This is a genomic window from Blattabacterium sp. (Mastotermes darwiniensis) str. MADAR (genome assembly GCF_000233435.1).
In the GTDB taxonomy this organism is placed as follows: domain Bacteria; phylum Bacteroidota; class Bacteroidia; order Flavobacteriales; family Blattabacteriaceae; genus Blattabacterium.
Map to the genome: position 1 here is coordinate 190,560 of NC_016146.1, position 21,821 is coordinate 212,380.

21 protein-coding genes and 1 pseudogene are annotated in these 21,821 nt (G+C 27.6%); 13 read left to right on the top strand and 9 right to left on the bottom strand.

Features of this window, described 5'->3' with window-relative positions:
- Positions 1–3: 3 nt before the first annotated feature.
- The 6 genes from glpK (at position 4) to rplT (ending at position 4,632) form a co-directional block, all read left to right on the top strand.
- Positions 4–1,494, top strand: coding sequence for a glycerol kinase GlpK (glpK, locus tag MADAR_RS00920; protein ID WP_014158661.1), 1,491 nt, complete (start codon positions 4–6; stop codon positions 1,492–1,494).
- Positions 1,495–1,501: 7 nt separating this feature from the next.
- Positions 1,502–2,224: an MIP/aquaporin family protein gene (locus MADAR_RS00925; RefSeq protein ID WP_014158662.1), complete on the top strand. Its 723-nt coding sequence runs from the start codon at positions 1,502–1,504 to the stop codon at positions 2,222–2,224.
- Between the two features lie 71 nt (positions 2,225–2,295).
- Positions 2,296–3,498 carry a threonine--tRNA ligase gene (thrS, locus tag MADAR_RS00930; protein WP_014158663.1) on the top strand — a complete coding sequence of 401 codons (1,203 nt, stop codon included), beginning with the start codon at positions 2,296–2,298 and terminating at the stop codon, positions 3,496–3,498.
- Between the two features lie 133 nt (positions 3,499–3,631).
- Positions 3,632–4,093 carry a translation initiation factor IF-3 gene (gene infC / locus MADAR_RS00935; protein WP_014158664.1) on the top strand — a complete coding sequence of 154 codons (462 nt, stop codon included), beginning with the start codon at positions 3,632–3,634 and terminating at the stop codon, positions 4,091–4,093.
- Between the two features lies 1 nt (position 4,094).
- The gene (gene rpmI, locus MADAR_RS00940; RefSeq protein ID WP_014158665.1) at positions 4,095–4,283 is read left to right on the top strand and encodes a 50S ribosomal protein L35; all 189 of its coding nucleotides are present in this window, start codon (positions 4,095–4,097) and stop codon (positions 4,281–4,283) included.
- Between the two features lies 1 nt (position 4,284).
- Positions 4,285–4,632 (top strand): 50S ribosomal protein L20, encoded by a 348-nt coding sequence (rplT, locus tag MADAR_RS00945; RefSeq protein ID WP_014158666.1) that lies wholly within the window; start codon positions 4,285–4,287, stop codon positions 4,630–4,632.
- On the opposite strand, the pseudogene def reads toward rplT, so the two are convergent.
- A pseudogene (def, locus tag MADAR_RS00950) lies at positions 4,622–5,147 on the bottom strand (peptide deformylase). The gene rplT and the pseudogene def sit on opposite strands and share 11 nt — an antisense overlap.
- A 3-nt stretch (positions 5,148–5,150) precedes the next feature.
- Positions 5,151–5,576, bottom strand: a complete 426-nt coding sequence (gene ruvX / locus MADAR_RS00955) for a Holliday junction resolvase RuvX (protein ID WP_014158667.1) — start codon at positions 5,574–5,576, stop codon at positions 5,151–5,153.
- Between the two features lie 50 nt (positions 5,577–5,626).
- Here ruvX and MADAR_RS00960 point away from each other — a divergent pair, with 50 nt between their 5' ends.
- Genes MADAR_RS00960 through MADAR_RS00975 form a run of 4 tightly spaced genes read left to right on the top strand, consistent with a single transcriptional unit; the run spans position 5,627 to position 9,472 of the window.
- Positions 5,627–6,442 carry a 2,3,4,5-tetrahydropyridine-2,6-dicarboxylate N-succinyltransferase gene (locus MADAR_RS00960; protein WP_014158668.1) on the top strand — a complete coding sequence of 272 codons (816 nt, stop codon included), beginning with the start codon at positions 5,627–5,629 and terminating at the stop codon, positions 6,440–6,442.
- Between the two features lie 2 nt (positions 6,443–6,444).
- Positions 6,445–7,023, top strand: coding sequence for an L-threonylcarbamoyladenylate synthase (locus MADAR_RS00965; protein ID WP_014158669.1), 579 nt, complete (start codon positions 6,445–6,447; stop codon positions 7,021–7,023).
- A gap of 5 nt (positions 7,024–7,028) precedes the next feature.
- Entirely contained in the window at positions 7,029–8,456 is a 1,428-nt protein-coding gene (locus tag MADAR_RS00970; RefSeq protein WP_014158670.1) for a CCA tRNA nucleotidyltransferase, read from the top strand.
- A 2-nt stretch (positions 8,457–8,458) separates the two neighbouring features.
- Entirely contained in the window at positions 8,459–9,472 is a 1,014-nt protein-coding gene (locus tag MADAR_RS00975) for a bifunctional oligoribonuclease/PAP phosphatase NrnA (protein ID WP_014158671.1), read from the top strand.
- Here MADAR_RS00975 and MADAR_RS00980 read toward each other — a convergent pair.
- The 3 genes from MADAR_RS00980 to MADAR_RS00990 are packed head-to-tail and all read right to left on the bottom strand — an operon-like array spanning position 9,456 to position 11,941.
- Entirely contained in the window at positions 9,456–10,019 is a 564-nt protein-coding gene (locus tag MADAR_RS00980; protein ID WP_014158672.1) for a thioredoxin family protein, read from the bottom strand. The genes MADAR_RS00975 and MADAR_RS00980 overlap by 17 nt on opposite strands.
- An 18-nt stretch (positions 10,020–10,037) precedes the next feature.
- Positions 10,038–10,829 carry a zinc ribbon domain-containing protein gene (locus MADAR_RS00985; protein WP_014158673.1) on the bottom strand — a complete coding sequence of 264 codons (792 nt, stop codon included), beginning with the start codon at positions 10,827–10,829 and terminating at the stop codon, positions 10,038–10,040.
- An 8-nt stretch (positions 10,830–10,837) separates the two neighbouring features.
- Positions 10,838–11,941 (bottom strand): Nif3-like dinuclear metal center hexameric protein, encoded by a 1,104-nt coding sequence (locus MADAR_RS00990; protein ID WP_014158674.1) that lies wholly within the window; start codon positions 11,939–11,941, stop codon positions 10,838–10,840.
- Positions 11,942–12,045: 104 nt separating this feature from the next.
- Between MADAR_RS00990 and lipA the strand changes: the two genes are divergently transcribed.
- A complete protein-coding gene (gene lipA / locus MADAR_RS00995) occupies positions 12,046–12,900 on the top strand; it encodes a lipoyl synthase (RefSeq protein ID WP_014158675.1) in 855 nt (284 codons plus the stop codon).
- Between the two features lie 13 nt (positions 12,901–12,913).
- On the opposite strand, the gene MADAR_RS01000 is transcribed toward lipA, so the two are convergent.
- On the bottom strand, positions 12,914–15,559 hold the full coding sequence (locus MADAR_RS01000; protein ID WP_014158676.1) for an exodeoxyribonuclease V subunit beta: 2,646 nt from the start codon (positions 15,557–15,559) through the stop codon (positions 12,914–12,916).
- A 62-nt stretch (positions 15,560–15,621) separates the two neighbouring features.
- Between MADAR_RS01000 and fbaA the strand changes: the two genes are divergently transcribed.
- Together fbaA and accD are read left to right on the top strand one after the other, a co-directional pair.
- Complete coding sequence (gene fbaA, locus MADAR_RS01005) at positions 15,622–16,689, top strand: class II fructose-bisphosphate aldolase (protein WP_014158677.1); 1,068 nt, start codon at positions 15,622–15,624, stop codon at positions 16,687–16,689.
- A complete protein-coding gene (accD, locus tag MADAR_RS01010; RefSeq protein ID WP_014158678.1) occupies positions 16,689–17,528 on the top strand; it encodes an acetyl-CoA carboxylase, carboxyltransferase subunit beta in 840 nt (279 codons plus the stop codon). The genes fbaA and accD overlap by 1 nt, the downstream gene beginning before the upstream one ends.
- 6 nt (positions 17,529–17,534) lie before the next feature.
- On the opposite strand, the gene guaA is transcribed toward accD, so the two are convergent.
- Genes guaA through purH form a run of 3 tightly spaced genes read right to left on the bottom strand, consistent with a single transcriptional unit; the run spans position 17,535 to position 21,814 of the window.
- A complete protein-coding gene (gene guaA, locus MADAR_RS01015; RefSeq protein ID WP_014158679.1) occupies positions 17,535–19,091 on the bottom strand; it encodes a glutamine-hydrolyzing GMP synthase in 1,557 nt (518 codons plus the stop codon).
- Positions 19,054–20,289 (bottom strand): phosphoribosylamine--glycine ligase, encoded by a 1,236-nt coding sequence (gene purD, locus MADAR_RS01020; protein WP_014158680.1) that lies wholly within the window; start codon positions 20,287–20,289, stop codon positions 19,054–19,056. The genes guaA and purD overlap by 38 nt, the downstream gene beginning before the upstream one ends.
- Before the next feature lie 4 nt (positions 20,290–20,293).
- Positions 20,294–21,814, bottom strand: a complete 1,521-nt coding sequence (purH, locus tag MADAR_RS01025) for a bifunctional phosphoribosylaminoimidazolecarboxamide formyltransferase/IMP cyclohydrolase (RefSeq protein WP_014158681.1) — start codon at positions 21,812–21,814, stop codon at positions 20,294–20,296.
- Between the last annotated feature and the right edge of the window lie 7 nt (positions 21,815–21,821).

Here is a 21,821-nt window from a genome sequence, read left to right on the forward strand (position 1 = left end):
TGTATGAAAAAATATGTGCTTTCATTAGATCAGGGAACTACTAGTTCTAGAGCTATTATTTTTGATAAAATTGGAAATATTATTTCCGTAGCTCAAAGAGAGTTTACACAAATTTATCCTTACCCTGGATGGGTAGAACATAATGCAGAAGAAATATGGTCTACGCAAGCTTCTGTTGCTTTAGAAGCTATTTTAAAAGCAAATTTAGAAGGGGAAAATATTGTTTCAATAGGAATAACTAACCAAAGAGAAACTACTGTTGTATGGGATAAAAGAACGGGCGAACCTATTTTTAATGCTATCGTTTGGCAAGATAGACGTACATCCAACTATTGTGATCAAATAAAATATGATGGATTAACTGAAATGATTAGAAAAAAAACAGGTCTCGTTATAGATCCTTATTTTTCTGCTACGAAAATAAAATGGATATTAGAAAATGTTCCAGGAGCAAGAGATAAAGCTAATTCTGGAAATTTAGCTTTTGGAACTATAGATTCATGGTTAATATGGAATTTAACCGGAAAAGAAATTCATGTAACAGATGTAACCAATGCTTCTAGAACTATGCTGTTCAATATTCATACTCTTAGTTGGGATCAAGATTTAATCAATTTATTCGATATTCCATATACAATGCTTCCATCAGTAAAATCATCTAGTGAAATTTTCGGTTATACAACTGGTCATATACTTTCTCATAAAATTCCTATTTCTGGAATTGCTGGAGATCAACAAGCTGCACTTTTTGGTCAAATGTGCACGAAGATTGGAATGGTGAAAAATACTTATGGAACGGGTTGTTTTATGTTGATGAATGTAGGAGAGACTCCTGTTTTTTCTCAAAATAATTTAATAACTACTATTGCTTGGAAAATTAAAGATAAAATTCAATATGCTTTAGAAGGTAGTGTTTTTATAGCAGGGGCAGTTGTACAATGGCTTAGGGATGGATTAGGTTTACTGTTATCTTCAAGTGAAGCAGAACTACTTGCTTCTTCAGTAGAAAATACAGAAGGGTTGTATATGGTACCAGCTTTTTCCGGATTAGGAGCTCCTTATTGGGATCAAAAAGCAAGAGGAACCATTGTAGGAATAACAAGAGGGACTTCTTCTGCTCATTTTGTACGTGCAGCTTTGGAAAGTATTGCTTTTCAAAATATGGATGTATTGAAAGCCATGGAGGCTGATTCAGGAATTTCTATCAAAGAACTTCGTGTAGATGGAGGGGCAACAGTCAATAAATTATTGATGCAATTTCAATCTGAGATCCTCAATGTGAAAGTAGTTAAATCCAAAATTTCTGAACTTACAGCAGCAGGAGCAGCTTATCTAGCAGGATTAGCCGTAAATTATTGGACTGGTCTTGAAGAAATTCAGGAGAACTGGAAATTAGAACATATTTTTGAACCAAAAGGAATGTCAAGTCGTTTGGAAAGAATTAAAGGTTGGAAAAGAGCAATAAAAACTACCAGATCTTGGTCTAGTAAATAATTTTTTTATGATAAAATTTTATGCAGAGATTATAGGAACTATGATTTTAGTTTTTTTAGGAAATGGAGTGGGAGCAAATGTCCTTTTGTCCAAAACAAAAGGACATAAGGATGGTGGATGGTTAACCATTACTATAGGATGGGCTTTAGCTGTTTTTATGGGAATCATAGTATCTTTTCCTTATAGTGGAGCCCATTTAAATCCATCTGTAACGATAGGTTTAGCCATAGTTGGAAAATTCAATTGGGGTCTTGTTCCGTTTTATATTTTATCTCAATTTATTGGGTCTATGTTAGGAGCTTTATTAGTATGGATTTTATACAAGGATCATTTTTTGATAACTGAAAATGAAAAGTATAAATTATCTGTTTTCGCAACATGTCCCTCTATAAGAAATTTTACATCCAATTTTTTAAGTGAAGTATTAGCTACTTTTATTTTTATGTTTTTGAATTTTAACCTTACAGAAGGATCTATTTTTTTTCATGAAAAAAAATATTCTATAGCTTTTCCATTATCTTTGATTGTATTGGGAATTGGATTATCTTTAGGGGGGACTACTGGATATGCTATTAATCCTGCTCGTGATCTAGGTCCAAGAATTATATATTCTTTAATCAAAATTCCTGGGAAAGGAAAAAGTAATTGGGATTATGCTTGGATTCCTGTATTAGGTCCTGTTATTGGTAGTTCTATTGCCTCTATATTATATTTGTTGTTTTCAAAATAAATGAAAAAAACTCGTAACTTTTTTTTATTGGAAATAAATATTCGAATACTTTTTTTAAGTTAAAACCCAGTATGGATCACAGGAAAATAGGGAAAAAACTAAAATTTTTTATTTTTTCTGATAGAGTTGGGACAGGTTTACCATTATGGTTACCAAGAGGGACCATTTTTAGAAACAATTTGGAAAAATTCTTGACCGATATTCAAAAAGAATATGGATACGAAATGATTGTTACTCCACATATTGGACATAAAAAATTGTATGTTAGAAGCGGTCATTGGAATAAATATGGAAAAGATAGTTTCAAACCTATTCAAACTCCTCGTTCGAAAGAAGAATTTTTATTAAAACCAATGAACTGTCCTCATCATTGCGAAGTTTATCGTTCCCAAGAATGGTCTTATCGTGATCTCCCTAAACGTTTTGCAGAATTTGGGACCGTGTATCGTTATGAACAAAGTGGTGAGCTTCATGGTCTTACAAGAGTTAGAGGGTTCACCCAAGATGATGCACATATTTTTTGCACTTATGATCAATTAGTGGAAGAATTTAAAAAAGTAATAAATTTGGTTTTTTACGTATTTCGTCGTTTAGGTTTTTTGGAATATACGATAAGAGTCTCACTTAGAGATACAAAAAGAATAGAAAATTATATTGGGTCTGAAAAAAATTGGATAAAAGCTGAAGAAGCTATACTTAGAGCTGTTAGAGAAGAAAAGATAGAAGCTCCTATTCATTATGGAGAAGCAGCCTTTTATGGCCCAAAATTGGATTTTCTTATCAAAGATTCTTTGGGACGAGATTGGCAGTTAGGAACTATTCAAGTTGATTATAATTTACCTGAAAGATTTGATTTATATTATAAGGGAAAAAATAATGAAAAACATCGTCCTGTAATGATACACAGAGCTCCTTTTGGTTCTTTGGAACGTCTTATAGCCATTCTTATAGAACATACAAAAGGAAATCTTCCATTCTGGTTAGTTCCTAATCAAGCGGTTATACTTCCTATAAGTGATAAATATATAGTTTATGCAAAAAAAATTTTAAATTTGATGTTAAATTGTGGAATTCGTGTTTTTATTGATAAAAGAAATGAGAAAATAGATAAAAAAATCAGAGATTCGGAAGAAAATAAAATTCCATATATGATTGTTGTAGGAGAAAAAGAAGAAAGAAATGAAACTATTTCATTGCGCCGACATGGTTTAGGTCATATGGGAATATTTTCTATTTCCAATGGAATAGACACTATTTTTAAAGAAACTAATTAAACTTATAAATATCATAAAAAAGAAATTTTTTAGATCTAGAGGAGGTAAAAAAAAGAGAATATATCGTCCATTTACACAACAAAAAAAGGATACACATCGTATTAATAATCATATAGATTCTCATCAAGTTCGTTTGGTTGGAAATTGTAGTATAGAAAATGGGATTTACTCTATACAAGAAGCTATTCAATTTGCTAGACATAAAGGACTTGATTTAGTGGAAATTAATCCAAAAGTGGATCCTCCTGTATGTAAAATACTGGATTATCAGAAGTTTTTATATGAACAAAAGAAAAAAAAGAAGCAATTTAAAGCGAAACAAATTAAAGTGAATACTAAAGAAATTAGATTTGGCCCTCAAATAGGAGATCATGATGGAAAGGTTAAAATAAAAAGTGCTGAAAAATTTCTAATGCGAGGGGATAAAGTAAAAGTTTTTGTTTTCTTTAAGGGACGTTCAATAGTATATAAAGATCAAGGAAAAATAAAATTGTTAAAATTCGCAGAAGAAATTGAAGAATATGGAAGGGTAGAAAAAATGCCAGTTATGGAAGGCAAAAGAATGTACATGATTTTAGCTCCAAAAAAAGTTTAGTATGCCTAAATTAAAAACAAAATCAGGATCAAAAAAAAGATTCAAAAAGACAGCTAATGGATCTATAAAAAAAAAACATGCATTTAAAAATCATCTTTTAACTAAAAAATCGAAGAAAAGAAAACGTAAACTTTCAGTATTTTCTTTATTGAAGAGATCCGATCAAAAAAATATAGACAAACAATTATAAAATGCCAAGATCTACAAATTCCGTTTTTTCTAGACGAAGACGTAAAAAAATACTTAAATTATCAAAAGGTTTTTATGGAGCAAGAAGTAAAGTTTATACAGTAGCTAAAAATGCTGTAGAAAAATCTTTGATCTATGCCTTTTCAGGAAGAAAAAAAAAGAAAAAATATTTCAGATCTCTTTGGATTCAACGTATTAATGCTGGGGTTCGTCAATACGGAATATCCTATTCCGTATTTATGAAAAAACTATCTGATAAAAACATTAAAATTAATAGAAAATTCCTTTCATATTTTTCTATGAACGATCCAGATTCCTTAAAAAAAATAGTAGATCATATCACCTCATAGATAATTTTATTTTTTCCAAAAAATAGATCATTTTTTTTTCTATCGATTTTTTTTTCATGGAGGACAAATAATCTATAAAAAGTTTCCCTTCAATATGATCATATTCATGTTGTATTACTCTTGCACAGATCCCTTTAAAAGTTTTTTTTTTTTTTCCAGTTATGATCGTAGTATTCTATTAATACATGAGATTTTCTTTTTATATATCCCATAATTCCAGGAAAACTTAAACAACCTTCATTGAAGGAATATTCTTTCCCATAAATTTTCAATATTTTAGCGTTAATAAAAACTTCTTTATATATATCTTTTTCCGATGAATAAGGCGTTTCAACTATAAAAAGTCGTATACTTTTTCCAATTTGAGGAGCAGCCAATCCTATTCCTTTTACTTTATGTATAGTTTCAAACATATCCTTTATCAATTGACTAGTTTTCTTTCGGAAAGAGATATCTATATCTATACATTTCTTTCTTAAAATAGGATGACCATAAATGACTATAGGTAAAATCATAGATTAATTTTTTTCTCTTCTTTTAATGGAAAGATAAGATTGTAAAATAAGGATGGCACTAATTTTATTTAAAATTTCTTTTTTTCTTCTCTTTTTTTTTTTTAAACCTAATTTTATCATTGTGTGAAATGCCATTTTAGATGTCAAACGTTCATCCAGTCGATCTATTATAATTTTAGGATGTTTTCTCTGAAATTTATAAATAAATTTTTTAATAGACTTTTCTATTAAAAACTCTTTATTGTTAAATGTTTTAGGTAATCCTATAACAATTTTTTTTATCCGTTCATGATCTATAAAAATATCTAAAAAATTCATTAATTTATTAGTCGGAATGGCTTTTAGTCCAAATGCAAATTCTTGTGAAGAGTCTGTTATAGACAAACCTGTTATCACTTCTCCGTAATCTATTCCCAATATTTTTTTCATTATAGTGTAACAAATATATTATTTATTTACTACTTTTGCTTTTTATCAGTATGAATAAATTAAAATTAGAAATAGAAAAGGCTTGGAATAAAGAAACATGGTCTACAGATAGTAATATAAAGAAAATAGTAATTCATGTGATTGATTATGTAGAACAAGGATTAATAAGAGTTTCTGAATCCAGAAATGGAAAGTGGAGGGTAAATGAATGGATAAAAAAAGCTATAATTATGTATTTTTCCATTAAAAGGATGAATACCATAGAATTAGGACCATTAGAATTTTATGATAAAATACCAATAAAAAATAAATTTAAAGAAAAGGGAATTCGCGTAGTTCCTCATGCAATAGCACGTTATGGTTCTTATATTTCTCCTGGAGTTATACTTATGCCTTCTTACGTAAATATAGGAGCATATATAGGAGAAAAAACAATGATAGATACATGGGCAACAATAGGAAGTTGTGCTCAAGTTGGAAAACGCGTTCATATAAGTGGAGGAGTTGGAATAGGAGGGGTATTAGAACCAATACAAAAGAATCCAGTAATTATTGAAGATGATGTTTTTGTTGGATCTAGATGTATTTTAGTGGAAGGTATTCTTATAGAAAAAGAAGCAGTATTAGGAGCAAATGTTGTTATAACTTCTTCTACTAAAATATTTGATGTTACAAATGAAAAACCTATAGAGATGAAAGGAGTAGTTCCTAAATACTCCGTAGTAATACCTGGATCTTATCCCAAGAAATTTCCTTCAGGAATATATCATATTCCATGTGCCATGATTATAGGAAAACGAAAATATAGCACTAATAAAAAAACCTCTTTAAATGAGGTATTGAGAACTCATCATATTGTTGTGTAATTATGTCTTTTCATAAAGAAATAGAAATAAGTGTAAAAATATTAAAAAAAGGAAAAGTTCTATTATATCCTACAGATACTGTATGGGGACTGGGGTGTGATGCTTTTAATTTAAATGCTATAGAAAAAATATATAAAATAAAGAATAGAGATATTTCTAAATCTATGATTGTTTTAGTAGAAAAAATAGATCGTTTATACGAATTAATAGAAAGAATTCCTAATTTAGTTAAGAGAATTATTCAGGATAATCATATAAAAAGAAAAAAACCTATTACTATAGTGTATGACAATCCTAGTAAAAAGATTTATAATCTATTGATAAGGGATAACACTTTAGCCATACGCCTAACTAACGATCTTTTTTGTAATAGTTTGATTAAAGAATTAGATAGACCAATTGTATCTACTTCTGCCAATTTATCAGGATTTCAAAATCCTAAATACTTTTCGGATATTCATCCTTCTATATTAAGTAAAATTGATTATGCTGTGAATTTTCGTAGAAAAGAAAAGTCCCGTTATAATCATTCTTCTATAATAAAAATTATTTCAAATAAGGTTAAAATATTACGTGTATAATTTCCATGAATTTAATTTCTGCTGTTCATCGGTCTATATTTCGTATTGTTAGTCAATCTGCTCAAAATATACAACAAGATTGTTATGTTGTAGGGGGTTATGTTCGGGATTTCCTACTTAGAAGAAGTAGTCATCTTTTTTACAAAGATTTAGATATTCTAACAATAGGAGAAGGAATTAAATTAGCTCAAGAAGTATCTAAACATATAAAACCTTCTCCTAGAATAAATATATTTAAACGTTTTGGAACTGCTATGTTAGAATATAATAATCAAAAAATAGAGTTTGTTGGATCTAGAAAAGAATCGTATCATTTATATAGTAGAAAACCTATAATAAATTTCGGTACATTACAGGATGATCAAAATAGAAGAGATTTTACAATTAATGCTTTAGCTATTAGTTTAAACCAAAAAAATTATGGAGAATTGATAGATCCATTTGGAGGTTTATTAGATTTGAAAAAAAAAATTTTAAGGACTCCATTAAATTCAGACAGAACTTATTCGGATGATCCATTACGAATGATGCGTGCTATACGATTTGCTACTCAACTTAAATTTATCATAGAAGAATCTTCTTTTCAGTCCATTCAGAAAAATAAAAATAGAATAAACATTGTTGCTATAGAAAGAGTAACAGAAGAATTTAATAAGATTCTTCTATCTAAGAATCCTTCTATAGGTTTATTTCTATTATATAAATCTGGATTATTATCAATGATATTACCGGAACTCACTCTATTGAAAGGGATAGGAGAAAAAGACGGTTATAAGCACAAAGATAATTTTGATCATACTTTACAAGTAGTGGATAATATAAGTCAAAAAGAAAAAAATTCTATTTGGTTAAGATGGGCTGCTTTACTTCATGATATAGGAAAATCCTACACTAAAAAATTTTTTCCAAAAACTGGTTGGTCTTTTCATGCACATGAATTTGTAGGATCAAAAATGGTCCCTAATATCTTTCAACGTTTAAAATTACCAAAAGGGAAACCTATGAAATATGTGAAAAAAATGATTCAGCATAGTTACAGGCCTATTTCGTTAATAGGAACTATCACTAGTGATTCTGCTCTTCGTAGATTATTATTTGATATGGGAAAAGATATAGAAGATTTAATCAATCTATGTATAGCGGATATTACTACAAAGAATATAGAAAAAAAAAATAGATATAAAAAAAATTTATTTTTTCTAATGGAAAGGATTAGAAAATTAGAAGATAGAGATCGTATTAAAAACTGGAAATCTCCTATATCAGGAAACGATATAATGAATGCTTTTCATATAGACCCATGTAAAAAAATAGGAATCATAAAAAATTTTATTAAGGAATCTATTTTGGAAGGAAGAATATCCAATGAATTTCATTCTGCCTATTTTCTTATGTTAAAAAAAGGAAAAGAATTAGGATTGAAAAAAAAATAAATATGTTTTTTTCTAGTATTAACGGGGAATATAAAAAAAGAATTATATTATTACCACATCCTCATCCAGATGGAGATGCTTTAGGTTCATCTTTAGCACTTTTACTCTATTTAAGAAAACTTAAACATGATGTAGATTTAATATCGCCTACAGAATATTCTGAATTTTTCAAATGGATGCCTGGGATTCAAAATCTTATTGTTTTTTCTGAAGAAAAAAAATACCTTATAAGAAAAAAAATAGTAGATTCCGATTATATTTTTTTTATAGATTTCAATAATCCATCAAGATTAAAAACATTGATAAATTTTTTGGAATATTCTCAAGCAAAAAAAATATTAATAGATCATCATCCTTATCCTTATCCCTTGTATTTTGATTTTATGTTTTTAGATCCAACGGCAGCTTCTACCAGTATTTTAGTATTTAGATTTCTATCTAAAATGAATGATTTAGACAAAATTGATCAAGAAATAGCTACCTGTTTATACGTTGGTTTAATGACAGACACTGGTTCTTTTCGTTTTCCTTCTGTTACCTATGAAACTCATTTTATTGCTGGGAAGTTGATAGAAAAGGGAATTAATATTGAAAACATCTATAATCATTTACACGAAAGATATAACGAAAATAGGTTAAAAATTTTGTCTACAGCCTTGAAAAAACTAAAAGTAATAGAAAAATATCGTACAGCATATACCAGCATTAATGCCTCTGATATAAATTTATACTCATACCAACAAGGGGATACCGAAGGTATTATTTCCTATGGATTAGGAATAAAAAATATTGTTTTTTCCGTTTTCTTTTTTGAAGAAAAAGAACTATCTCCGATTAGAGTTTCTTTTCGTTCAAGAGGGAATTTCGATGTCAACATCTTTGCTAGAAAACATTTTGGAGGGGGTGGACATAAAAATGCTGCTGGAGGAATATTGGAAAAAAGTCTATACGAAACAATTGAATACTTTTTAAGTATCATTCCTAATTATCATAAAAATCTTATACTTTCCATTTGATATTACATCCGTAACTTGGTTTTATTTTTGGATATGTTATTTTTTCTATTCCTTCTAAAATATCTTGTAATATTTCTCTCACATCGTTTCCTGTAACAGGAATTCCATTTCCTGGTCTAGAATCATCTAATTGTCCATGATAACATAAATTTCCTAGACCGTTAAATATAAAAAATTCAGGAGTACATTTAGCCCCATAATACTTAGCTACTTCTTGTTTTTCATCAAAAAAATAAGGAAATGGATAACCCAATTGATGAGATATTTTTTTCATTTCCTCAGGAGAATCTTCTGGATATTTTTCGATATCGTTAGAATTTATAGCCAAAAAAGAAACTCCTTTAGGAATATATTCCTTAGTTAAACGTACTAATTCTGGATTAATATGTTTGACATACGGACAATGATTACAAATAAACATAATGACAGTAGCTTTATCGGAAAAAAAATTTTTAAGAAATTTATTCTTTCTTGATATAGATTCTAATAATTCAAAATTTTTTATTTTTATTTTTCTAATCTCATTAGAAGAATGGGTAACGACCATACATATTTATTTTTTTAATTATTTTTTTGAACAAAAAACAAAAGATTTCTTCTTTTCTTCTTCAGCTAATTCTTCGTCTATTAATATCCTTCCACTATGTTCATCTATTAAAAGTTTATTTCGTTGTATTAGCTCGGAATACTTTTGTGGAGTTATAGAAAGATAGGATCCTAATGGAGCTCCTCTTTGAACTGGAGCAACAGCTATTCCATTTTTAACCCTATTTCTTATTTTTTTATAAGTTTTTAATAAATTATTATCTACTTTTTTAGCAAAAAATATAGATTTTTCTAGTAAAATTTTTTCTTCTTTTTCATTTTCTAATAAAATTTTATTTAATTCTTTTTTTTTATGAAAAAGATGTTCTTTTTGATTTCTAAAAATTTCTTCTTTATTTTCTAAAAGTTTCTTACTTTTATAAATTTTAAGATTCATTTCTTGTATTCTTTTTTCAGATAATTGAATTTCTAATTTCTGATAATCAATTTCTTTTTCTATAAAATATAATTCCTTGTGATTTCTTACAACATTATCCTTTTGTTTCTCATATTGTTTGATCAAATTCTCAGAGTATTTAATTTCTTTGTTTTTTTTATCAATATTTTGTTCGATAGAAATAATTTCCTCATAAATATCTTTTAATGTTATTTTTACCTTTTCAAGTTCTTCTTCCAATTTATTTATTTCCACGGGTATATTTATACGGAAGTTTTTTATTTCATCCATACGAGAATCTATCAATTGAAGATTGTATAAAACTCTTAATTGATCTGCAACTTTGGTAACAGTTTCTTGTATTTTATTTTCCATGATATTTTTTAATAAAAATATTTAACTGGACTAGTATGAATTTCTGATTCGTAAATAGGAATATGAACAAATTTTTTATCTAAAAAAGATTTTAGTAAATTCTTATTGAATTTTTCAGATTCATAATGCCCTATATCTACAATTAATATTTTATTTTCCGATTTAAAAAAATCATGATATTTAAAATCAGATGATATAAAAACATGAGCATTCTCTTTTATAGCTGTTTCAATACCAAATCTTCCTGAACCTGTAATCATCGCTATTTTTCTAATTTTTCTTCCTATGAATGGAGAATGTCTAATACAGAGCAAATTCATTCTATTTTTTAAATAAAGAAGAAAATCATATTCATTCATTTCTTCCAGTAAATATCCTATTATTCCTATACCTATATAGGGATTAATATTTTCAATATTATAAATCTCATAGGAGACTTCTTCATAAGGATGACTTTTAAAAAGAGCTTCTTTAATTATATTTAATTTATGAAATGGAAAAACCACGTTAATACAAGTTTCTTTTTCCATATGAAAATCTCCTTTTTTACCAAAAAGAGGTTTAGAATTTTCATTCCCCATAAAACTTCCAAATCCATCAAAGTTATAACTGCAACGGCTATAATTAGAAATATTTCCAGCTCCTGCCTCAAATAAAGAATTTCTAACTTTATCAGCATAAGAAACTGGGACATAAGTTGTTAATTTTCTTATAGTTCCTTTCTTAGGAAAAATTACCTTTTCTCTATTTAATTGCAAAAATTTTGATATATAAGAAGTAGATCCTTCCCATATTACGTCCAAATTAGTATGAATGACATAAATGGATACATCATTTTTCAATGCGGAAATAACAACTCTTTCTGATAAATTTTTTCCTGTTAAACTTTTTATAGATTGTAAAAATATAGGATGAAAGGATATGATAAGATTGCATTTTTTATTTATAGATTCTGAAAGTACCTCTTCAGTAAGATCTAAAGTTATCAGTATTTTTTTTACTTTTTGATCATATGAACCGACTATTAATCCTATATTATCATAAGATTCTGCATATTCTATAGGAGCTAAACCTTCTAATTCTTTAGCGATATCTCGTACTAAGATTTCCATAAAAAGATAAAAAAAAACACAAGAAAAAGTATGACAAATTTATAAAAAAAATTGATTTTATTGTATTTAAAATTATATTTTTAATTATAAACTAAAAAATAATCATGAATTTAATTCAAAAAAAACCTAATTGGATAAGAGTTAAATTTCCTATTGGAAAGAATTATAATAGATTACAAAAATTAGTGGCCTTACATAAATTAAATACAATTTGTCAAAGTGGAAGTTGTCCTAATATAGGAGAGTGTTGGGAAAAAGGTGTCGCTACTTTTATGATATTGGGAAATGTTTGTACAAGATCCTGTAGATTTTGTGGAGTAAAAACAGGACGTCCTGAAAACGTAGATTGGGAAGAACCAGAAAAAGTAGCAAGATCCATTAAAATATTGAAAATTAAACATGTGGTTATTACTTCTGTGAATAGAGATGATTTAAAAGATATGGGTGCTTCTATATGGAGAAAAACCATACAATTAACCAAAGATATCAATCCATCTATAACAATAGAAACCTTGATACCTGATTTTAAGGGAGAAAAAAAAATCATAGAAAAAATAATATCTTCCAAACCGGAAGTAATTTCTCATAATGTAGAAACTGTTCCTAGGTTAACAAAGAAAATTCGTATTCAAGCGAAATACGATCGTAGTCTTAAAGTATTACAATACATTAAGGAAAAAAATAAAAATATTCGGACAAAAACTGGAATCATGTTAGGATTAGGAGAAAAAATAGAAGAAATATTGGAAACCATGAAGGATATAAAAGACTCTAAAGTAGATATTCTTACAATAGGACAATATTTGCAACCTTCTTTCAAACACTTTCCCGTACATTCTTTTGTTTTACCAGATCAATTTCAAAAATTGAAAAAAATTGGATTAAAATTGGGTTTTAAATATGTAGAGAGTGGACCTCTAGTTCGTTCTTCTTATCATGCGGAAAAGCATGTAAAATAAAATGAAATATTTTTTAATCATTTTTTTTCTCTATTCCAAAAGAATACTGTAATTTCGTTTCTTTCCATAATTTTTTTTCCTTGAGAAAATTTTTAATATAAAACGATACAGATTTATCATTTCCATGTTTAGCAAAAATAATGAGTTGTTCCATGGGACGGGTAGTAGCAACATACAATAAATTAAGATTGTCAAATCTTATCTTAGATAGATATTTTTCATAAGAATTTATGATACAATTATCATCTATTTGTTCAAAATACGGTTGTATCTCTTCTAAATAGATAGAATCCAAACCATGATATAAATTAGGACATACATCTATCCATGTTCCTTCCTTTTTTTTTGAGACAATATTCCAATCGGTGAAAGGAAGAATGACTACAGGAAATTGCAATCCTTTAGATTTGTGAATAGTCATAATTCGAATAGCATCTATATTCTGATCATCAGAAATAATGATACTTTCTTTTTCTTTTTTATATTCCCAATATTCCAAAAAATCTACAATAGAATTTCCTACGATTTTCATATACCTATGAACGAAATCTAAAAAAGAATAGATAGATGAAGTGTTATATGAATTTAATAATCCAAATATAGAAATTATCTGTTCTGCTATATTGTATATAGATTGATTGTATAAATTTTTTAAATCTAATGAATGTTGTTTTGAACCAACAATTTTTTTTAAGAAAAGATTCAATGGAAGAAAAAGAGTTTCTATAAGAAAATCATGATCTTCTTTTTTAGTACGAATTAATTTTTTTTGCAATAATAATAAAATTAAAGTAGCTCTTTTTTGATAACAAAGAGGTTTAAAAAGAATATAAAAAAAATGTACAATTATTTCTATTTCCAGATGATTTTTAATAAGAAGCGAAACGGAAGTATTGACCATAAAACCGTCTTCCATAAGTTTTTCAGATAATAAATTTCCATCTTCATTATTTCTTACTAAGATAGCTATATCCGATAATTTGTATCTCTGTTTTAATAATTTTTGTATCTTATTTTTTATTTGACAATAAATATATTGTTTGTAATTAATTTCACCCAAACAAACGAAATTTAATTCAACATATCCTCCAGGTTTTTTGAATACTTTTTGTTTAGTTTTATTATATTTATAAAGAGTAGAATTAAAAATTTTATATACCGATTGATAAAGGGAATTATTAAATTTTACAATTTCTTCATAGCTACGAAAATTAGTTTCTATAGTGAATACTTCTTTATGATAAGATTTAGATGAAGAAGAAATTATATGAATCAAAGACTTAGAATCCCCACCTCTCCAATTATATATAGATTGTTTAGGATCTCCTACAATCATTGCTGATCCATTTTCTGATAAAGCATTTTCAACTAATATTCGAATATTTTCCCATTGTAACAATGAAATATCCTGAAATTCATCGATCAAATAATGTTTGTATTTTTCCCCAATTTTTTCATAAATATGAGGATAGGGTTCTTGGATAATCCTTTCATGAAGTATTTTATTTAATTCTGGGTATAAAAGAATATTTTTTTCTTCTTTTAAAGAATGAATTTCTTTTTCTATTTCATGTATTATAGATAAAAAATTAAAATTTTTTAAAAAAAGTTTATCTAAAATATAAGAGTCAATATATTTATCATATAAAAATTTTGTTTCTTGATATAAGAAAAGTATTTCTTTTTGATTTTCTTTTATCAGTTTTTTTTGATCTATTCTAGTGTTTTTATTATAAAATATTCCTATTTGAATAGATTTTTCAAGACGTTTATTCAAAGTATTGAATATTATATCTCCCATACGTAATTTTTGAAAAAATTTTGGGAAATCTTCATAAGGAAATGAATGTTTTTGAATGGATTTTTTTTTCAGTAAATCAAAAAATTTTTCCCCTTGTTCTTTACATTTTTTTTCAAATTCTTTTGTTCTTTTTAACAAAGTTTTCTTTAAAAAAATCCAATCATCCAAAGATTTTTCTTTAATTTTTTTTATAGGAAAAAAACTATTTTCTTCTACTAGAAGATGAGCTATTTTAAATAATTCTTTGCGTATATCCCAATTTTTTCCTTTTTTTAATTGCTCTAAAGAAAATTGTCCCAAAATATGGGACCATTTTTCTGAATTTTTTAATTTATTATATAGATTATCTACAACATTCCATAAAAAATTATGAGGATCCATTTCTAAATCCATATTTTTTTTTGAAAAAGATCGAATAGTACGGTAAGTAAATTTATCTATAGTACTTATAGAAAAAGAAGAAAAATCGTATAATATTTCAGATAATATTTTTTTAGAATGTTCGGATAGTTGACTTTTTGTCAATTTTAAATCTTTTTTAAGAGAATCAAACAAAAAGTAATATTCCTTACTTATTGTTTGATTGGAAAATTCTTTTATACATTGTAGAATTCTTCTCTTCATTTCTTCAGAGGCCTTATTTGTAAAGGTTAAAGCTAAAATATGTTTAAATTCATCATAATGAGAACTTTGAAATAGAATGGTAAGGTAATTTTTTACTAGAAAAGAAGTTTTTCCAGAACCTGCTGATGCGTTATATATTTTTAATGTAGCTGGAAGAATCATAATAGAATCAAATAAGCCAAAAAGTAAAAAAAAATGAATAATATTAGACCTCTCATCAATTATTAATTGCATAAATTTGAAAAAAGAATCATAATTTTGGATATTCTTTTTTCCATATTAAATTAAAAAAATACATGTATAAAAAATTTCCTTATGGAGTAGCAACTGGTAGTCTTGTTCAAGAAATATTTGAATATGCTAAGGAAAAAATATTTGCTATACCTGCTGTAAATGTTATTGGATCTAATACAATGAATGCGGTAATGGAAACCTCTGCAGAAGTAAATGCTCCTGTAATCATTCAATTGTCTAATGGTGGAGCTACTTTTCATGCAGGAAAAGGGTTAAGTAATCAGGAACAAAAAGCGGCTATAAAAGGATCTATAGCTTGTGCCAAACATATTCATGAATTAGCAAAATATTATAAATCTACTGTTATTCTTCATACAGATCATTGTTCTAAACCAAATACTTCATGGATAGATGGATTAATACATGCTAATGAAGAACATTATAAACATTTTGGAAGAACTTTATTTAGTTCTCACATGTTGGATCTTTCTCAAGAATCTTTAGAAATAAATATTGGTATTTGTGAAAAATACTTTGAAAGAATGAATAAAATTAATATGACCATAGAAATAGAACTTGGAGTAACGGGAGGAGAAGAAGATGGAATGGACAATTCTCATATAGAAAACAATAAACTTTATACTCAACCAAAAGAAGTTTCATATGCTTATGAAAGATTGATGAAAATCAGTAAAAATTTTATTATAGCTGCTTCCTTCGGAAATGTACACGGAGTCTATAAACCTGGAAATGTGGTACTTCGTCCTGTTATATTAAACCATACCCAAAAATATATACAAAAAAAATTTGATACTAAAGAAAAACCAGTTTTTTTTGTTTTTCATGGAGGATCAGGATCTTCTGTAGAAGAGATTCAAGAGTCTATTAGTTATGGAGTGGTAAAAATAAATGTAGATACAGATTTACAATATGCTTTTACCTGTGGGGTTAGAGATTACATGAATAAAAATAAGGAATATTTAAAGCAACAGATAGGAAATCCAAAAGGAAAATATCTTCCAAATAAAAAATATTATGATCCTAGAGTATGGCTTAGGGAAGGAGAAAAATCATTCAAGTCACTTCTGAAAAAATACTTTGAATTAATGAATAATATTAACACTTTATAATGACTTGGTTTTTAAGAAAGAAAAAAAATATTATTACTCCTATAGAAGATAGAAAAAATTTTCCAAAAGGCCTTTGGTATAGGACTCCAAGTGGAAAAATTATAGATGCGGAAGAACTAAAAAAAAATGCCTATGTGAGTCCAGAAGATGGATATCATGTAAGAATTCATAGCAAAGAATATTTTGAAATCCTTTTCGATAATGGAAAATTTTCAGAAATGAATGTTAAAATGATTAGTAAAGACCCTATAAAATGGATAGATAGTAAAAAATATACAGATAGAATAAAGGAAGCAATAAAAAAAACAAATTTATACGATGCAATTAGAACGGGAGTTGGAAAAATGAAAGACATTGACATGGTGATATCCTGTATGGATTTTTCCTTCATAGGAGGTTCTATGGGTTCCGTAGTAGGAGAAAAGATATCTAGAGCTATAAAATATTGTATTGAAAAGAAATTTCCATATGTATTAATATCTAAGTCTGGTGGAGCAAGAATCATGGAATCTTCTTTTTCCTTAATGCAAATGGCTAAAACAATAGCTAGATTAACTCAATTACGTGATGCAAAAATTCCTTATATATCCGTTCTTACAGATCCAACAACAGGAGGAGTTACAGCATCTTATGCTTTACTTGGAGATGTAAACATAGCGGAACCAGGGGCTCTTATTGGATTTGCTGGTCCTAGAGTAATTAGGGAAACTATTGGAAAAGACCTTCCAGAGGGTTTTCAAACTTCAGAATTTCTTCTGGAACATGGTTTTATAGATTTAATTTCTTCTAGAAATGAATTAAAAAAAAATATATCCAATCTTGTTTCTATGATGATGTAATAAAATTTATTCCCATTCTATAGTTGCTGGAGGTTTAGAAGTAATATCGTATACCAAACGATTAATTCCATCTACTTCATTAATAATTCTATTCGAAATTTTTTCTAAAAAATTGTAAGGCAAATGTGAAAAAGTAGCAGTCATAAAATCTTCTGTATTTGTAACACGTAATACAGCAGTATATTCATATGTTCTTTTATCTCCCATAACTCCTACAGATTTTATGGGTAATAGGATGATAAAAGCTTGACTTACGGATTCATAAAGATCATAATCTTTTAATTCTTGTAAAAGAATACTTTCCGCTTTTTTAAGGATGGAAATTTTTTTCTGATTGACTTCTCCAAGAATACGAATGCTCAATCCAGGACCAGGAAATGGATGACGATATAAGATTTCTTTTGGAATTCCCAATTTTTTACCTATTTTACGCACTTCATCTTTAAATAAGTATTTTAAGGGTTCCAGAAGTTTTAATTTCATTAAATGAGGTAATCCTCCTACATTATGATGAGATTTAATCAATGATGATGATGTAGAAGATTCAATCACATCCGAATAAATAGTTCCTTGTGCTAAAAATTCTACATCTTTAATTTTTTCGGATTCTTTTTGAAAAATAGAAATAAATTCTTTTCCGATAATTTTTCTTTTCATTTCAGGATCAGTTATTCCAGTTAAAATGGATAGAAAACGTTTTTTAGCATCTATTATTTTAACGAATAGATTCATTTTTTTACATAAAAAAGATATTTTTTCTTTTTTTAAAAGTAACCCAGTATCAACGAAAATGCAATGTAAAGAGTCTCCAATAGCCTTATGAATTATATGAGCGGCTACAAAAGAATCTATTCCTCCTGAAAAACCTAATATGACTTTTTTACTATCTACACGTTTTCTTATTTTTTTTACAATAGAATCGAGTACAAAATGATTTAATTTCCAATTAAGATTACATTTACAAATATGAAGAATAAAATTTTTCATTATAGAAATTCCGAATTCTGTATGACTCACTTCTGGATGAAATTGAACGGCATAAATATCTTTCTTCTCATGAATTAAAGCAGCAATAGAACAAGATGAAGTATGTCCTATCACTTTTAATGTTTTTGGCAGCTTTTTCACTTCATCAAAATGACTCATCCAAACAATAGATTTCTTAGGTATTCCATGGAATAAATCATTGTTATAACAATCTATAATAAAATTGGATTTTCCATATTCTTTATATTTGGATTGTTCTATTTCTCCTCCAAAAAGAAAAGAAATAAGTTGCATTCCATAACAAATTCCAAGTATAGGAATATTTAACTGGAATATGTTTCTGGATATTAATGGAGGATTTTTCTCATAAACAGAAAAAGGCCCTCCTGATAAAATAATTCCTTTTGGTTTTTTTGATAAAATATTACGAATAGAAAGAGAATAAGGACATAAAAGTGCATATACTCCTATTTCTCTAATTTTCCTTGTAATTATCTGGCTGTATTGAGAACCAAAATCCAATACCAAAATGAAGTCTTTATAATCCAATGTCTTTTCGATAATATAAGTTCTCAAAATGAATTTTTTTTACCTTATTATAAGCCATTTTTATAGCCTCATCCATAGTTTTCCCTAATCCTACCATATTTAAAACACGTCCATGTGACGTTATCCATCTTTCCTTTTCTTTTTTAGCTCCAGCAATATAAAAAGGTTCCATTAAAGAATTTAATCCCTTTATAATTTTTCCACTTTCATATTTTTCAGGATATCCTTTTGAAGATAAAACAACACAACAAGAACATAATTTTTTCCAAGAAATAGATACCTTTTTTTGAAGAAGAGCGGACTGTATTATATGAAAAAAATTGCTGTTCATTAAAGGCAATAAAGCTTGAGTTTCAGGATCCCCCATTCTAGTATTGTATTCTAATAAGTATACATTATTCGAAGTGATCATTAATCCAAAATAAATAAATCCAAAAAAAGTTAATTTTTCTAAAAGTAAACCTTCTAAAGTTGGAGTCAATATATTTTTTTTAAAATCCATCCAAACCTCATTGGTCATATATGGATTAGGAACTATAGTCCCCATTCCTCCCGTATTACTTCCTGTTTCTTTTTCTCCTATTTTTTTATAATCTTTAGCAGATAAAAAAGGAGTGATCTCTTTTCCATTAAATATGGATATGATGGAGGATTCCTGTCCTTTCAAAAATTCTTCTATGATAATTGTATTTCCAGATTTTCCAAATTTTTTATCTATCATGATAGAATTTAAAGCATTTTTTGCTTCAGTTTTATTTTTCGCTAATATCACTCCTTTTCCTGCAGCTATTCCACTAGTTTTTATAACTACGGAATAATGTGTTTTTTCTAAAAAATCTACAGCTTTTTGATAGGAAGAAAAAACTTTGTATTTAGGAGTACGTACTCCATATTTTTTCATAAATGATTTAGAAAAAACACGATCTACCTCTAGTCTAGCAGCAAGGTAATGTGCCCCCATTATTGCTAATCCGAAATTTTTGAACACGTCTACAATTCCATCATATAGAAAAGTTTCAGATCCTACAATAGTTAGATCTATAGAATTTTTTTTAGCAAATAAACACAAATCCAATGTTGTATGATGATCCTCAATATTTTTTCCTATTTGATTGGTTCCTCCATTCCCAGGATAAAAATAAAGATCCACTGAGTGACAATCTTTGAAAATTTTTTTTCCAATAGCATGTTCACGTCCTCCATTTCCAAGAATTAAAACTTTCATAATATTAATGTTTAAAATATCTTTTTCCCGTAAAAGCCATAGCTATACCATATTCATCACAAGCTTTTACAGATTCTTCATCACGAATAGATCCTCCTGGTTGAAGAATAGCTTTTATTTCACCAGAAATAGCGGCTTCATCTACTACATCACGAAAAGGAAAAAAAGCATCAGAAACAAGGACTAATTTTTTTTTCTTTTTTTCTAAAGCTCTTTCTATAGCTTGACGAGCAGCCCAAAGTCTATTCGTTTGACCTCCAGAGATTCCTAAAGTTTGTGTTCCTTTAGCGACGACAATAGCATTAGATTTTACATATTTTACCACTTTTTGAGCAAAAAATAAAGATTTTATTTCTTGTTCGGAAAATTTTTTCTTTGTGACTATTTTATAATCATAAGAAAAAAAATGATCAACTTGTTGAACCAATACTCCTCCATCTATTTTCACATATTCTAGTTGATCAGAAATAGGGTATTTTATCCTAATAATTCTTAGATTCTTTTTATTTTTTTTTAAAATACTTAATACATCTGTTTCATAACTAGGAGCTAAAATAACTTCTAAAAAAATACGATTTATTTCCTTAGCTAATTCTTTTGTGATGGAAACATTGAAGGCCATAATTCCTCCAAAAGAAGAAATAGAATCCGCATAATAAGTTTTTTTAAAAGCCTCAATAACATTCTTCCCTAATGCAACTCCACAAGGAGTCGTATGTTTCACCGTGCAACAAGCTGGTTCATAAAATTGAGATACGACTTTCCAAGCTATATCCATATCTCTTAAATTATTAAAAGAAAGTTCTTTTCCATGTAATTGATGAAAATTACGCATTGCTCCATGGTGAATAGTGCTAACATAATAAGCTGCTTTTTGATGAGGATTTTCTCCATAACGGAGATTCATCTTTTTTTCATAAGAAGAATGTAAATAAGGAGGAAAATTTTCTTCCATTAAAAAATATTGAGAGATTGCAGAATCATAAGCAGAAGTTAGATTGAATACTTTTCCTGCTAATTTTTTTCTTAATTTTAATGAAGTTTCACCATAGGTATCAATTTCCCTTTTCACTAATAGGTAATCGTTTTTATCGGTGATAGGGGTAACATGAAAAAAATTTTTTGCTGCTGCTCGAAGCATAGAAGGCCCTCCTATATCAATAAATTCAATCAATGAAGGATTTATTCCCTTTAATAATTTATCAAAAAATGGATAGAAATTTACCAATACAATATCAATGGGATGGATCTTGTGAAAACGAAGATATTCCATATGTGCATCAATAGAACGATTAGCCAAAATCCCCCCATAAATATATGGATGAATAGTTTTTATTCTTCCATCTAATATTTCAGAATATGAGGTGATGTTTTCTATTTTTAGAATATTAGATATTCCATGTTTTTTTAAATATTGATAGGTCCCACCAGTAGAAATAATTCGATATCCTTTTTTATCCAAAAAACTGACAAATTCGAATAATTCTATATTTTTTTCATAAACACTAATTAAAGCTCTTTTCATAACAACA